Source organism: Bradyrhizobium canariense, assembly GCF_018130465.1.
Lineage (GTDB): Bacteria > Pseudomonadota > Alphaproteobacteria > Rhizobiales > Xanthobacteraceae > Bradyrhizobium > Bradyrhizobium canariense_C.
In genome coordinates, this window is the sequence record NZ_JAFCKJ010000010.1 from 66,080 (window position 1) to 80,721 (window position 14,642).

Sequence of the window (14,642 nt, forward strand, 5' to 3'; positions counted from 1 at the left end):
CGTCAGCTCGTGATGACCTTGACGATCTCCGGCTTGCCGCCGGCGACCCTGGTGATGATGCCGGAATGGGTCATGTCGCCATTGTCGGTCCAGCCGTAGCGGGTAACGATGCCCTGGAAGTCGCGCACTCCGGTGAGCGCCTGCTGGATCGCTTCGCCTGAGATGGTCTCGGCTCGCTCCATCGCTGCGATGATCAGCTTGGCAGCGTCGTGATAGACGGTGGCATAGAGCTCCGGCTCGTCGCCGGGATAGGCGGCGGCATAGAGCTTCTTCCAGGCCTGCACGCGCTCGTCGGGATTGTCCTTGACGAACTCGCCGATCGCCATGCAGCCGTCGGCGCCTTCGCCGGCGAGGCCGAGGAAGATCGGCTGCGAGAACGCGGTATTGCCGGCAATGCCGAATTTCGCGCCGAGCGTCTTGCTCTGCTTGGCAATCAGCCCGGCCGGCTGATCATCAGTCCAGACGATGACGCCGTCGACGCTCGCTTGCTGGAAGGCGAGTATCTGCGACGTAAAATCCTTGGTCGCATCGGTATGGGCCTGCACCAGCACCGGCTCGACATTGCGCTTGGCTAGGGACGCCTTGACCACGGCAATGCCGGACTGGCCGAACGCAGTGTTGACGTAGCCGAGCCCTATCTTCTTCCACTGCAGATCTTCGGTGACGTATTTAACCAGGAGGTCGGCGCCGATCGCGTCGTTGAGGCGCACCCGAAACACCCAGGGGCTGCCCTGCTGGGTGACGACCGGACCGGTCGCGCCGGTCAAGGCCGGGATCTTGTATTTCCCGAGCAGCGGCACGTTCGGCAAAATGCCTGGCGTGTAATGCGGCCCGACCAGCGCCACCACCTCATCCTGCGTCGCGAGCTTGGTGACGGCGTTGGCCGCCGCAGTCGGGTTCGGGCCGAGGTCGTCGGCGATCCGCACCTCGATCATGCGGCCCTTGATGCCACCCTTGTCGTTGGCCTGCTTCACCGCGATGGCAACACCGTTCTTCATCCATTGGCCGTTCTGGGCAAACTGGCCCGTCATCGGCCCGGAGATGCCGATCCGGATCGGATCGGCTGCGTAGGCGCGGCCGATGATGGCCGGCGTGACGAGCGGCGCGAGCGCGATTGCCTTGATCAGACTGCGTCGAGAGACGTGCAAAGGAGACACCATGGAATTCCTCCGATATTTTCGCTGGCCCCCGCCTCGATCGGACGGGTATTTTCGAAAGGTGGACGCGCGGCTCAGCCGCCCGCACGAAGCGGGCGGAGACCGAAGGTGCAGGCGGCCGAGAACAACGCCATCGCGGCCATGTAAACGGCGACCCAGAAGGGCGAGCCGTATGCGGCAAGCAGCGCCGTCGCGATCAGCGGCGACAGACCGCCGCCCAAGATCGGCCCGAGCTGCTGCACCAGCGACAGGCCGCTGTAGCGGATGCGCGCCGGAAAAAGCTCCGAGAAATAGGCGCCCTGCGCGCCATAGACCGAACCATGGCCGAGCGCGAGACCGAGCGCGATCGCCAGCCAGATCATGCCGGTGTGCCCGGTGTTCAGCATCTGGAAGAACACGAGCGCGAGTGCGACCTGGAACAGCATGCCGCCGACATAGACGGCGCGCCGTCCGATCCGGTCCGACAGCGCGCCGAAGAAGGGCAACGTCAGGCATTCCAGCGCGCAGCCGACGAGAACGCCGTTGAGGATGGTCAGGCTGGGCAGGCCGAGCTTGGTCTTGCAATAGGTGATCGCGAACACGGCGTAGATGTTGAACAGCCCGCTCTCGGCGATTTTGGCGCCGATGCCGAACAGGATGTTGCCCGTATGATCGCGCACAGCCTCGACTACCGGCACGCTGGCCGCACCCTCCTCGTTCAGCACACGTTGAAACGCGGGCGTCTCAGAGATGCGGAAGCGGATGAAGATGCCGATGCCGACGAGAACGATCGAGAACAGGAACGGAATCCGCCAGCCCCAGGCCAGGAAATCGCCCTCGCTCATCGAGGTCGACAGCAGTCCGAGCAGCGCGATCGGAAGCAGGAAGCCGGCGGGCACGCCGACATGGACGAGCGAGGAGAAGAAGCCGCGGCGGTCTGTCGGCGCGTGCTCGACCGTCATCGTCATGCCGCCACCGTACTCGCCGCCGATGCCGATGCCCTGAAGCAGACGCAGTCCGATCAGGCAGATCGGCGCGAGCACGCCGACCTGCTCATAGGTCGGCATGAATCCGATCAGGAACGTGCCCAAACCCATGATCAAAATGGTGAGGAGCAGCGCGGTCTTGCGGCCGACGCGATCGCCGAAATGGCCGAACAGCACGCCGCCGAGCGGCCGTGCGCAATAACCGACGAAGAAAGTGGCAAACGCAAGCAGCGAGCCGACCAGCGGATCGGTGCTCGGGAAAAAGATCTTGTTGAACACGAGCGCGGTCGCGGTCGCGTAGAGCGTGAAGTCGTAATACTCGATCATGTTGCCGATGGCGCTCGCCACCGCAACCTTGCGGATGTCGCTCGACTCTCGCGCCGTGATCGCGGCGGAGGATTGCTGATCCGCAACCCTGCCGGACCCAATCGACCCAACCATTTCGCTCATGACGTTACCTTCCCGGGCTCGGCAGGGAAACGCCCCTGCTCGGACTTTTGTCCGTATTGCGGACATCATGAGCAATGACTCATCCCACATGTCAAGAGGATTTTTCGGCCGAGGTTGCCATCTCGTTTAATTCTAAGAGCTAAAATTCCACCGCATAGCTGCCCATGCTTGACGCCTTGCGATCATTTGTCGTATTCATTTGTCCGCATTGTGAACAATAAAATGGAGGAAATCGTGCCAGCAAAGATCACCGGAATCATTCCGCCGCTCACCACACCGTTCGACCCGAACGGCGACATCGACGAAAAGGCATTTCGCCACCAGGTGAAGTTCCTGCTCGAGCAGGGCGTGCACGGCGTCTGCGTCGGCGGCAGCACCGGCGAGGGCCACACGCTCACCGCCGACGAATTCCGCCAACTGATCGAGGCCTGCGCGGAGGAGCTGAACGGCAAGGTGCCGCTCGTGGCCGGCATCATCGCCAACTCGACGCGTGAAGCCATTGCGCGTGCCCGCGCCATCGAGCACGTCAACGTCGCCGCACTCCAGATCACGCCGGTGCATTATCTGTTCAAGCCGGACGAGGATGCCACCGTCGGCCACTTCAAGACACTGTCGGAAGGGGTCAAGCAACCGGTCATCATCTATAACGTCGTGCCCTGGAACTATCTGAGCCCCGCACTGCTCCTGCGCATCATGAACGAGCTGCCGGGCGTGATCGGCGTCAAGCAGAGCGCCGGCGACCTCAAGCTGATGGCCGATTTGCTGCTCGACGTGCCCGCCGGCAAGGTGGTGCTGACCGCGGTCGACGCACTGCTCTATCCGTCCTTCGCGCTCGGCGCGCATGGCACGATCGCGGCCAATCCGGCCGCCGTGCCCGGTGCCTGCGTCGCACTGTGGAACGCGGTTCAGCGTGGCGACCACACCACCGCGCTCGAGATCCACAAGCGCCTGCTGCGGTTCTGGAACACGATCGTCGGCGACAATCTGCCGGCCTGCGTGAAGCACGCCCTCACCCTCCAGGGTTCACCGGGCGGCCTGCCGCGGCAGCCGATGCCGGCGCCGACCAGCCGGCAGAAGGAGGCGATCGCAGCAGCCCTCAAGCCGCTGATGGAGCTCGACGGCGGCGTGAGGCTCGCCGCAGCCGAGTGAGCATTCGACAACGGGCGCGGCCGCATTGCCGCCGCGCCCGATTCCGTCTAAGCCGGGGCTGGATCGCGGCATGCGCTTCGCAAGGCCGCGCCGCCCGGAAGGTCCCGACATGACGAGCGCCGACGGCAGTCGACAAAGCGTGAAGTCGCTCTTCAAGATGCTCGAGGTGCTCGAGGCCTTCTCCTCGAGCGACCCCGAGCTCAGCGTCGTCGAGATCGCGCGGCGCACCAGCCTGCCCCGCACCACCGTCCATCGCATCGTCGACAGCCTGCGCAGCGTCGGCTTCCTTGAGCAGGATGCCAGCCGCGACCGTTACCGGCTCGGGCTGAAACTGTTCGAGCTCGGCGGCAACGCGCTGACGAACCTGCCGCTCTATCGCGAGGCGCCCCCCTTCGTCGACACGCTCGCCAAGCTCACCGGCGAGGACGTGCATCTGTGCATCTTCGACGGCGCGCAGATGGTCTTCGTCAACCGCCGCAACCAGGTGGCGCGGCCGCACAACACCGTAATCACGATGGAGGCTTCGCCCTGCCACTCGACCGGCGTCGGCAAGGCGGCGCTCGCCTTCCAGAGCGAGGCGGTGATCGAGCGCGTCATCCGCGCCGGCCTTGCCCACTTCACGCCCAACACCATTGTAGAGCCGAAACGGCTGAGGGCCGAGCTCGCCGCGATCAGAGCGCGCGGCTATTCGATCGACGATTGCGAGCATGAGCCGGAGCTGCGCTGCGTCGGCGCGCCGATCCGCAACAGTGCCGGCAGAGTCTTCGCTGCAATCAGCGCCAGCGGGCCAAGCCGGCGCGTCACGCCCGAACGCGTGCCCGAGCTGGCGCGGGCCGTGATGACGCATGCAGAGCTTCTCTCGATACGTCTTGGCTACGAGCCAAGTTCGCAAAAGCCGGAGGCAGGTTTTTCAGGCAAACACGCCGGCTCAGATGATGAGGCGAGGCACCCGAGCTCAGCAACAAAGACGCCTACCGAATAGACTATCAAGTCATAACTGGGTGTCTTACTTCCGTGGCGAGCCTGTGAGATTCCCCGCCACGAGATGAGCCAGCCGGGCGACACCGCCGGCCTGGTGGAAACCGCACTCATGCTGTCGAACGATGCGTCGGTCTCCGAAATGCTCGTGCATTGCCAGCACGAGCCGATGCTGCTAGGCCCGACCGAAAGTGATACTTTACGGCAGAGACTTGCACTGACGGCGACCAAAAACTGCGACAAGCTGCGCTGCACCTTCGTTCGACTTTCCACCATCTAAACGCAGCGGATGCGCGGAGCTGTCGGGCGCCACCTCGCCCAGCCCCACGTAGTTGAAGCTTGCTCGTATGTTCGCAGATCGGATGCAGCCCCACTTCCGAGACCTGCCTGGATTGGCCGAGGCAGGATTTTTCTTGATCTCCCGGTGCACACGTCGTGCACACGCCGCCTTCTAACTAACTGATAAACTTGAACTCTCGCTCCAATCCATCATGGGGGCAACGGAAAAGCGATAGTCTTGATATTTCAACTAGTTATCCTATCCTTACAATGGACTAGAGTAGGAACAAGTGCACACGTGTGCACTCCAAACTAGCCAAAATTGCACACGTTTGTACCGCATTTGATCTCTCGGTGCACACGTAGCGCACACGAAATCGGAGTGGAGTGCACACGCAATGCCGAACCTTTACAAAGCTCAAGTCGGGGAGCTGGCGCGTTCAGGTCAGGAGAAAGAACCAGTACGTTGCGAACACGTTTGTCCGGCGGCGTGACGCCGAAGAGTGGGCCATTGACGCAGAACGCTCAATCGATCGGGGCGCTCCCATCCGGCGCTCTCGGCCATATGAGTAGCCGCGTATCTTTGCCGACCTGATCGCGTTGCATCTCGACGATCTTGCTGAGGTCGGCAAGCCTGTTCGACGGTCGAAGTCCATGGTCCTTAAAGCGCTCAAGACATCCCTCGGGCGCGTGAAGCTCAAAGACATCACCCGCGAGAAATTGATCGAGTTTGGACGGAAGCGGGCCGCACAAGGCGCCGGGCCGGCAACCCTTGCGATTGATTTCTCGTTCATTCGAGCCATCCTGCTGCACGCTGCGGCAGTCCACGGCATCGAGGTCTCCGTCGAGGGCGTTCAGCTAGCCCGAGCTGCGCTTAAACATCTCGATCTGGTAGGCAAGTCAAACGAACGCGATCGTCGCCCTACTCAGGACGAACTAGCCCAATTGATCGCTCATGCTGGGTCTAACCCTCAACAGTTCATTCCGCTTGGAAGGATCATTCGTTTCGCCGTTGCGACTGCAATGCGCCAAGCCGAGATTTGCCGAATAGAGGTCCGACCTCGATATGTCAAAGCGAACACTCACTATACGCGACCGCAAAGATCCGCGACGAAAAGACGGAAACCATCAGGTAGTCGCCCTTCTCAATTCCACAGGCTATGACGCGTGGCAGCTCGTTCTCGAGCAACGTATCGTCACGCGCGGCATAGGGCGTGTGTTTCCTCACCACTCGAAATCTGTTGGAGCTGCTTTTCATCGGTCGTGCAACGCTATCGAAATCGACGATCTGTGTTTTCACGACTTGCGCCATGAAGGGACCAGTCGCTTGTTCGAAGCCGGCTTTTCAACCCAGCAAGTCGCTATGGTGACCGGCCATAAAGATTGGCGCATGCTGCGGCGTTACACGAACCTAAAACCTGAGGACCTGCACAAAATGCAGAAGGCTTCACAACCCTTGATGGAACAATTCGTAGCAACGCTGATTGCGAGTTAGGCGCCTAAATGTCCAAAGCTTACGCCTAGATCGAACCTGCGACCGAAACTATCCGGTGCATGAAGGGCACGCGCCCTCAGCACGCCACGAGCTTGCCTACGAGCCGGGATACGGCAACATTCTCGATAAGAGATCGATAGAATGGTTCGGGCGATTCCAATTCATACAACCGACCGTTCTCGATGAGCAAAATCGCGTACCAACGTTTTCACAAAATGCACGATCGTGCGAAGACAATATCGCGGCTGCCCCGCGCGAGCTCAGCTCCATTTCGAGCTGCTCTTGGCCCTCAATGTCCAGATGATTTGTTGGCTCGTCCATGAGGTATAGGTTCGGCTCCGTCATTCGGAGCGCCAACCGCCCCAAGCGGGATTTCTGTCCCGGACACAGCGTCGATATGGTCCTTGACTGCTGATCGAACGTGAAGCCGGCTGCCGCGAGAGACGAGTTTGTCCTCTGATTTTCCAGGGAAAATGACGATAGCGAAGCATCGAACGTCATAGCGCAGGCCGAAAGTGCTATTAAGCATTCTGGAATGCGGATGGGGAGCATTGCGCTTGGGCCTGAACGTGCTCGAGCAATGCTGGCCAGCGACTACGACTTTGTCATTTCTGGCAGTGACACATCGATCATGAAGGCCATCTCAGCGGCTACATTCCGTAGGCGCTTCGTCAGGAAGTGTGTCGCACCCATACGGGTTTTGATCGTGCCGAAGGGATGCTCGACCGCGTCGCGCCGCGTCCGCATGGTGCCAGGATTTGAATCGAGCCGCCTCTGGATCTCCTCGACTACATGCTCATGCTCCCAGCACGTTATGCGGCGCTCCCTTGACGGCGTGCATTGGCTCTTGATCGCGCAGCCTTGGCAGGCTGCCGTCGACCAGTAACGGCGCAGCGTCATTCCGTACTGGTGTAGTGGTAGGGCCGCAGCTGGCCGGATGGGCAGCGGTAGGCCGTCGAGCTGAAATAGGGATAGTGCGGTGAAGAAGTCCGCATCTGGTCAGCGGCGCGGTTCCCACAGTCGCCGCCCTCTAACGATCTGTCCCGAGCAGCAGACGTACGGGGCTCATGGCAGAGTCACCGACAGGGCGGTCTCCAGACATTGGACCAGAGCCGGCGTGGAAAACGGCTTCGCGAGAAAGCAGATGGCGCCAGCCTTCAGGGCGCGCTCGCGCACGGCATCGTCGGGAAAGGCCGTCATGAAGATGAAAGGCGTGCTGTGACCGAGGCCGCGCATATGCATCAACAGATCAACACCGCTCATGGCCGACATCTGAACGTCCGCGATTACGCAGGACGTCGTGTTCAGTTCGGCCGATTGGAGAAATTCGTGAGCGGAGCCAAAGATGTAGACCGTGTATCCCCGCGACGTCAGAAGATTGTTCGTCGCGAGCCGGACGGAGGGATCATCGTCAATGACGGAAATGACCGAAGGGACAGACAAGATGATCGCTCCTGATCGCGGAGCCGCCGGCCGCGGCGCAACCACCCATCGGAAAGTGGGCTCCCGGAGCGAGATTGAAAAGCATACTTAGGTTTGTACCTTTCCCCTTGGACGCGCGATTCCGAGCGTCTCGGTCATCCTGACGAGATCGGCCAATGACTTCGCGCCCATCTTCCGCATGATCTGCCCACGATAGATCTTGACGGTGATCTCGGCCAATCCAAGCTCGGCGGCGACTTGCTTGTTCATCAGGCCGGACGCGACCAGGGCCAGGATGTCGCGCTGACGGCTTGTCAGGCCTTCGAAGCGGGACCGCACGCCCGAGAGCGACTTCTCGGCATCGCGCCGCTTGCGATCCCGTTCGATCGCAGCCTGGACCGCGTCGAGCATGTCCTGGTCGCGCACCGGCTTGGTCAGAAAATCGATGGCGCCGCTCTTCATGGCCCTGACGGTCATGGGAATATCGCCATGACCGGTGATGAAGATAATGGGCGTGTGAATGTTGGCCTTCGCGAGCTCCGCCTGGAGGTCGAAGCCGCTCGAGCCCGGCAGGCGAATGTCGAGCACAAGGCAACTGGGGACCACCGGCGGTTTGGCTTCCATGATCTCCGCTGCCGAGCCGAAGGCCTCGACCTTGAGGCCAACGGATTGAAAAAGATTGGTGAGCGCGCGGCGCATGGATGGATCGTCGTCCACGATCAGGACGACCGGATTATCGGCGCCTGCTTCCGCCTGGGTCTGCTTGGCGTCGTTGGTCACGACGTATCCTCGTGCGGCAAGGGCAGGGCAATCTGAAATGTTGTACCGTGCCCTTCATTGGGAAAGGCCGAGAGCCGGCCCGCGTGTGCCTCGATAATCGATCGGCAGATCGACAGTCCCATCCCAAGGCCGCCCGACTTTGTCGTGAAGAAGGGTGTGAAGATGCGTTCGGCCGCGTCCTTACAAAGGCCCACACCACGGTCCTTCACGGTGACGACGAGACGGCGGTCGCTGTCCTCACCCACGTCACTGGAGCGGATCGCTAACTCGCGCGGCCGGCCGACAGTGGTCTCCATGGCTTCGATGCCGTTCATGACAAGGTTGATGAGCACCTGCTGAAGCTGGATTCGATCGCCGCAAATCATGGGCAGATCGGATGCCAACTCCATTCGCACCGACACAGCGTGGGTCGCCAGCTCGCGGTGAACGAGAGCCATGACTTCCCTGACGACCTGGTTGATGTCGAGTGGAACCATCTCGACCTCAGCTTTCTTCGCAAGCGCCCTGATCCGGCGGATCACCTCAGCGGCCCGATTGGCGTCCTCGACGATCCATTCCACGGAACGGCGCGCGGCTTTCAGATCGGCGGGTTCGCGCTCCAGCCAGCCGATGCAGGCGTCTGCATTGGCGATCACGGCGGCAAGAGGCTGGTTGATTTCATGGGCAATCGAGGCGGTGAGTTCGCCCAGCATCGTGACGCGCGTGACATGGGCAAGCTCGGCTTGCGCGTTGCGCAGCGCTTCTTCGGCCTCCTCGGCCCGGATCGCCGCGGTTACATCGCTACTGACGCCACGATAGCCGAGAAAATGACCGTGCGCATCGTGGAAGGGCTTGCCGCTGGTGCGCACGTAAATGGGAGATCCGTTGCGATCCCTGCTGCGGTAAACCAGATCGCGGAACGGAAGTTGGGCATCGAGCGCCGCGCGATGCTGCTCCCACTTGTCCGGCTGGAACTCGGCATCGGGCGGAATGTCCCAACGGGACAGCCCGATCAAGCCCGTCGGCACGGCAGTGGCCGTATCAGCATGTTCCGATATCCGCGTGATGCGGTGATCCGGTCCGGTCTCCCAAAACCAGTCCGATGCAGTTTCGGCGTAGTCGCGGAATCGCTGCTCGGATTGCTTAAGCTCGTCAAAGGCCTTATGCAGCGCATTTTTTGCGGTGAACTGATCGGTAACGTCGACGTGCGTGCCGATGATTTCCGTCACTTCGCCATCGGTGCCTATGATGGGTTGCCCCTCCGTATGGACACGTCTTACCGAACCATCCGCACGCACGATCCGGAAGTCGAGATCGAAGGGCTCCCTTTGCTGGATTGCGCGACGTTCCACCTCGACAATCCGTTCAAAGTCGTCGGAGGGGATTCGTTGCTGGAAAGCCCGTGCTGCCAGTCCGACCTGGTCCGGCTCAAATCCAAACAAGCGATAGAGTTCAGCCGATCGGTAGGCGAACTCCTGACGGCGCACATCCCAGGCCCAGCTGCTCGTGTGGCTGAGGCGCTGGGCTTCGGCCAGATAAGCCTCACTGCGACGCAGCCTTTGTTCCGCTTCCTTTGCAATTGTGACATCGGTGACTGCCCCGACAAACTCGATGCGTCCGGGTGCTTGTCTCATCGCGCGCGCCACGGAATGGAGATATTTGACCGATCCATCCGGCATCAGCAGGCGATATTGATGGTCGAAATCCTCCGCTGCGCGGGAGGCACGATCGAGGGTCATACTGACCGCATCGCGATCCTCCGGATGGATGCGCTGAAAAACGAACTCCAAGGTCGGCTTCACGGCGAGATCGCATTGGAAGATCCGAAAGGTTTCCCTTGACCAGATGATCTCGCCGGTCGCGACGCTCAAGCCGAAGCTGCCGGTGCGGCTCAATTCCTGCGCCCGGGCGAGATAGGCCTCGCTCTGCCGCAACGCATCCTCCGCCTCTTTGCGCTCGGTGATATTTTCGCAGGCGACCAGCACGACCGGCGTGGCGTCGCCGCGCAGCATGGCCTTCGCGTTTTCACGAACCCAGAGGACCGAGCCGTCCTTTCGAATCTTGCGGATTTCCCAGGTCCGCGGCTGGTCCAGGGTCTCGAGGCACAACGCCACGCATCGACGAACAGAGTCGCGGTCTTCTTCGAAGAATACGTCCAGCACGGACTGACCGATCAGTTCCGCCGCCGTATAGCCCAGCTGTGCGGCGCCAAATGTATTGACGTTGAGCACCGTTCCGGCCGCGTCGACCATGAAGTACATGACCGGATTGTGCTCGAACACCTCCCGCCATTGCTTCACGGCTTCGCGGAGATCGATGTTGTCCTGCCGGCAGTCGTCTCCGAGCGCAGGCCTGGCCTTCTCCCCGGTGCCGAAAGATCGAAGCGCCGCAAGGCCGCCGAGCAGGAACTGTGCAGCCGAATTCCCGAGTTTCGCGATCTGGCTAGGCATCATCCCAGGCGTCCCGGCTCGCTAGGGTCGAGGCAAGTAGAGCATTTTGCGGCGGGAGGGGCAATTGGCTGCTACCAAAATAGGGCTCGGCGTTCGCGGGCTCCGTGCAACTTGCCAATCTTGCGCCGTCTCGTTGCGCCGGCCCGGCGAAGTTCTGGAGAACTACGAGACAAACCTACGTATAGCTCGCGCATGCTTAGTCGTGGCGCGCATTTACCTCCGTACAATTGAGCGGGTCGTCGCGAGCCGAGTAGTCTTACGGCCAGTCAAGTGGGGTCGGTGCGGAGCACAACCGCCGAGTAGCCGGTGTGCTCCACCTAAGGGAAAACCCTGTCCGCGCCTCACCAACCTGCCGCATGACTTGGCGTGTCCAAGACTGCGAAGCCGCATTTCATCGACGAACGTGGCGACCGTACATTCGCCCGCGGGAAAGCCAGGCCCGATCAGAGGCCAAGAGGAGAGGATCATGTGCGATAAGCCCGAACACTCCGAGCGCCGTCCTGGCGCAAATGACTGCGCAGTCTGTGGCGGGAAGTTTGGTTTGATTCGATATTACTCCTGGCGGACACCGCTGTGTTCCAGGAAATGTCTCGAGCGCTTCAGGATGCGCCGCGAACGCGACCACCGATGGGTCTTTCGATTTCAGGCGGCGTGAGGATCAGCAGCCGCTCTGCTCGGCAATTCGGAATCAGGAGAACTGCGTCTTGAACCGCGCTTGGAAGCTCCTCTTGGCATTCGTGCTGCCGCTGATGACGGGAGTGGCAGCTGAGCAGGTTGGACAGAATAGTGCCCATCGTCTTCGTCCTCCCAAGGATCATTCCTCCACGGGAGATTCTATTTGAGCTGATCCGACCGCCGCAACCATCTTTGTGCGACGCAGCCCTCCGCCTCTCTGGTTGACACGGTCTTTTGCTTCCCGCTGGGAGGTGCCACGTGAGATTCATACTGGTGAACGGCAGAACCCCTTTCCGCAAGACGTTCTGTCTGTGGTGTTGCGAGGAAATCAGCACCGGCTATCTGCGCGATGCCAGGACGCAAATTCGTTACTGCGGTTACGAGTGCTATGCGATTCATCACGAAGCGGCGTCGTCAATCGAGGGACGTATCCAACCGGCGGCTTGAGAGGCGAGACGATCGGCGGATGGGCCTGCCGGGAAGGACACGATGATGAGATTCATGCTCGGCAGTCACGAAAGGCCTAGCCAGGGGCGACGCGACGCCTATGCCCGGCCGCTCGGCTTTAATTACGTCGACCATGTGTCAACGCAACGACGGTATTACGAGTATGACTGCTGCCGGTCCTATGAGCAGACGACCATGGAAATGCTTTGGCCCTACCGCAGTTCTCTCGTGGCCCTTTCGAACTGTAGCTGGATGATACAGATGAGCGCGCGCTCGCGCGCTCGCTGAGTTCTTCGCGCGCGACCTCTGACGAGGAAGGAGGCGACGATTAGTCGAACATGCTGGCCGCGCGGATGGGGCGGCCGCAGTCACTGCATCCAGCTTGGTACCGCGTCCAGCCCCGGCGGTGCGAAGCTAGGGCGCGGGGCTGCGGCCGATGCCGCCGTGTGCGGACCTGATAGCGCAACTTATCTCTAAAGCGCGGTAGAGGCCGCGTCAGTTCGTGGCCTCTACCGAAGGTGCCGCGACTTCACCGCTGGCGGCCTCCTCGGAGGTATCCGAAGACTGCCAGCGTCGAAATGGCTCATCATACTGCACTTCGGGGACTGCATTTCACTAAGTGGTCCGCCGGCCGGACCGCCTTACTCCCTATCCGGAGCCGCCCCGCCAGCTGTTCGGCTCGCAAGAAGATTAACGCCCCCTCTGCTTACGCTTGGCGGCAAGGGCACCGAGTTCGGCGCCATCCTCCACCACACAATCGAGAATGGCGGACACGAGCTGCACGAAAGGCGACTTGCTGAGGCCTGGACCCTGATCTCTAGACCATCAGAAGGATGGTCAGCCAGGTCGCGAGCGACACGCAGACGCCAATTCCCAGGTACGGCAATGCAATGCGCATCGGCTTTCCTCCGAGACGCTTCCAATGCTGTGACCATCGCATATTCGCGACTCCGCGCCTAGCGCTCAGTTCAGCCTTCTCCCTTCGAACGCTCACCCTCCCCCAGCACCGGCGATAAGGCGCATCCTAATTTGCCGCTTGGTGTGCTCAAGCGGCCCCGATGTGTGCGATGGCGTTGGGTCAGCGAATTCTCGAGCCGCTTCCGCACGTTCCCCGACACGAACAAGAGAACGAGGTCATTCAACAGAGGTGCCTCTTTTGAACAACTACTCCTCCGGGATTTGGGCGTAGGCTCCCGTGCTAACCTAGCCTGGATTGCCACCGCTGTTGCCGCAGCAACCACGCTAAGCTTCATGGAACCGCGCGCCGGGCTTGATGCTTTCGCAGTTGTCGACAAATGGCGTCACCAATGACTTGGGCGCACTATTCCCAGGCGTATCAACAGATGAACAGGTCCTCCTCGTTCAAAGGCGAATTTGCGATCGGATCTCGCATAGAGGTAAAGCCAGCAGCGGGGCCGCGCCTGAGTGGCAAGAGCGGAACGGTAATTGGTATTGGTTATCATCCGGAAAGTCTCCGGATCGTCTTGGACGGATCAAAATCGCCCATAACCCTACACTTCACGTATCTAGAGGTCGTGAAGAAGTGACCCAACTTCACCGAACTTTCGATACTCCACGCGCTCAAAGCGTAACGATTGTCCGGGCCGTTCGGATCCGGCGAAGCCAGTTGAACACAGGTTGGCTCGGCATCAGCACCGGTTGGTGCCTGCCTGTGTAGGAAGTACCTACCCATCGCAGTTGTTCCGGCGGCCTCAGGTTTCAAGATCAAGATGGTGGCCAGCCAGGAAGGCGCTACTCGGAGGCCAATTGTTTGACCAGTCGCACGCAGACGATTGAATGGGATGGAAAAGTGCTGAGCGGCTGGGTAATCCTCGACGGAATTCCAACGAAAGTCGCAGCAGACCGTGAAACGATCCACGCGTATGCGCCAGGCTTCAGCGACGCGCTCACTCGGGAGATCGACCGCAATCGCGATGAGATTTTCAGGAAGTTGTTGCCATTCTTCCAGCAGCAAAGGCGAGACTTTCCTAACGACCAAAGCGAGATCTGAATCAAGAAGCAGACTTCTGCAATGTCAGATACGATCATATCGTCCTCTGAACGCGAGGTGAGCGTGAACCGGATCCTAAGGCGACCTGTGTGGAGGTCTCTTCCCTTGGCTCAATAGCGTCGACATACCTTGACTCCAGGGTCCACAGTTCATTCCAGCGACCGCTCCCAAATGATCAAGCATCGTGTGCAGGCCCTCTCCGCCTCCGCGAAATTTACGAACGCCGAGCTGCCAATCTTGACTGCGCCGTCACCCGATAGAGCGGCCGCCAAGACGCGCCATCTAGCCACCGTATCATGAGAGTCGCGACCAGCGGGGATCTCATAGTTTTCACAAGGGAATACCTTCGCAGGTCGCGCTCCGGATTTTCAACTCTTCAACCGCACGACGAAACAGAAGGGTCAT

At 60.7% G+C, this 14,642-nt stretch carries 11 protein-coding genes and 1 pseudogene; 5 read left to right on the forward strand and 7 right to left on the reverse strand.

All coding sequences use genetic code 11. The annotated features are described in order from the left end of the window. Positions 1-2: 2 nt before the first annotated feature. Both JQ591_RS24395 and JQ591_RS24400 read right to left on the reverse strand, forming a co-directional pair. Positions 3-1,160: an ABC transporter substrate-binding protein gene (locus JQ591_RS24395; protein WP_211398520.1), complete on the reverse strand. Its 1,158-nt coding sequence runs from the start codon at positions 1,158-1,160 to the stop codon at positions 3-5. A 71-nt stretch (positions 1,161-1,231) separates the two neighbouring features. Continuing rightward, positions 1,232-2,572, reverse strand: coding sequence for an MFS transporter (locus JQ591_RS24400; RefSeq protein WP_249137600.1), 1,341 nt, complete (start codon positions 2,570-2,572; stop codon positions 1,232-1,234). 234 nt (positions 2,573-2,806) lie between these two features. Between JQ591_RS24400 and JQ591_RS24405 the strand changes: the two genes are divergently transcribed. From JQ591_RS24405 to JQ591_RS24415, 3 genes are all read left to right on the forward strand, one after another. Next, positions 2,807-3,721, forward strand: a complete 915-nt coding sequence (locus JQ591_RS24405; protein WP_211398521.1) for a dihydrodipicolinate synthase family protein — start codon at positions 2,807-2,809, stop codon at positions 3,719-3,721. Positions 3,722-3,791: 70 nt separating this feature from the next. After that, positions 3,792-4,703 (forward strand): IclR family transcriptional regulator, encoded by a 912-nt coding sequence (locus JQ591_RS24410; protein ID WP_249137603.1) that lies wholly within the window; start codon positions 3,792-3,794, stop codon positions 4,701-4,703. A gap of 63 nt (positions 4,704-4,766) precedes the next feature. Next, the gene (locus JQ591_RS24415; RefSeq protein ID WP_211398522.1) at positions 4,767-4,979 is read left to right on the forward strand and encodes a hypothetical protein; all 213 of its coding nucleotides are present in this window, start codon (positions 4,767-4,769) and stop codon (positions 4,977-4,979) included. Positions 4,980-5,503: 524 nt separating this feature from the next. Here the strand turns inward: JQ591_RS24415 and JQ591_RS35420 are convergent. Beyond that, positions 5,504-5,806 (reverse strand): hypothetical protein, encoded by a 303-nt coding sequence (locus JQ591_RS35420; RefSeq protein ID WP_249137605.1) that lies wholly within the window; start codon positions 5,804-5,806, stop codon positions 5,504-5,506. A 238-nt stretch (positions 5,807-6,044) separates the two neighbouring features. Here JQ591_RS35420 and JQ591_RS35425 point away from each other — a divergent pair, with 238 nt between their 5' ends. After that, entirely contained in the window at positions 6,045-6,473 is a 429-nt protein-coding gene (locus JQ591_RS35425; RefSeq protein ID WP_249137606.1) for a tyrosine-type recombinase/integrase, read from the forward strand. Positions 6,474-7,100: 627 nt separating this feature from the next. Here JQ591_RS35425 and JQ591_RS24425 read toward each other — a convergent pair. The 4 genes and pseudogenes from JQ591_RS24425 to JQ591_RS24440 form a co-directional block, all read right to left on the reverse strand. Next, positions 7,101-7,426: pseudogene (locus JQ591_RS24425) on the reverse strand (transposase); the annotation flags it as partial. Between the two features lie 112 nt (positions 7,427-7,538). Next, on the reverse strand, positions 7,539-7,916 hold the full coding sequence (locus JQ591_RS24430; protein WP_211398524.1) for a response regulator transcription factor: 378 nt from the start codon (positions 7,914-7,916) through the stop codon (positions 7,539-7,541). An 87-nt stretch (positions 7,917-8,003) separates the two neighbouring features. Further along, positions 8,004-8,675, reverse strand: coding sequence for a response regulator transcription factor (locus tag JQ591_RS24435; protein ID WP_211398525.1), 672 nt, complete (start codon positions 8,673-8,675; stop codon positions 8,004-8,006). Beyond that, positions 8,672-11,107, reverse strand: a complete 2,436-nt coding sequence (locus tag JQ591_RS24440; RefSeq protein ID WP_211398526.1) for a PAS domain S-box protein — start codon at positions 11,105-11,107, stop codon at positions 8,672-8,674. Before JQ591_RS24440 ends, JQ591_RS24435 begins: the two co-directional genes overlap by 4 nt. Before the next feature lie 2,890 nt (positions 11,108-13,997). Between JQ591_RS24440 and JQ591_RS24445 the strand changes: the two genes are divergently transcribed. Next, on the forward strand, positions 13,998-14,237 hold the full coding sequence (locus JQ591_RS24445; protein ID WP_211398527.1) for a hypothetical protein: 240 nt from the start codon (positions 13,998-14,000) through the stop codon (positions 14,235-14,237). Positions 14,238-14,642: the final 405 nt, after the last annotated feature.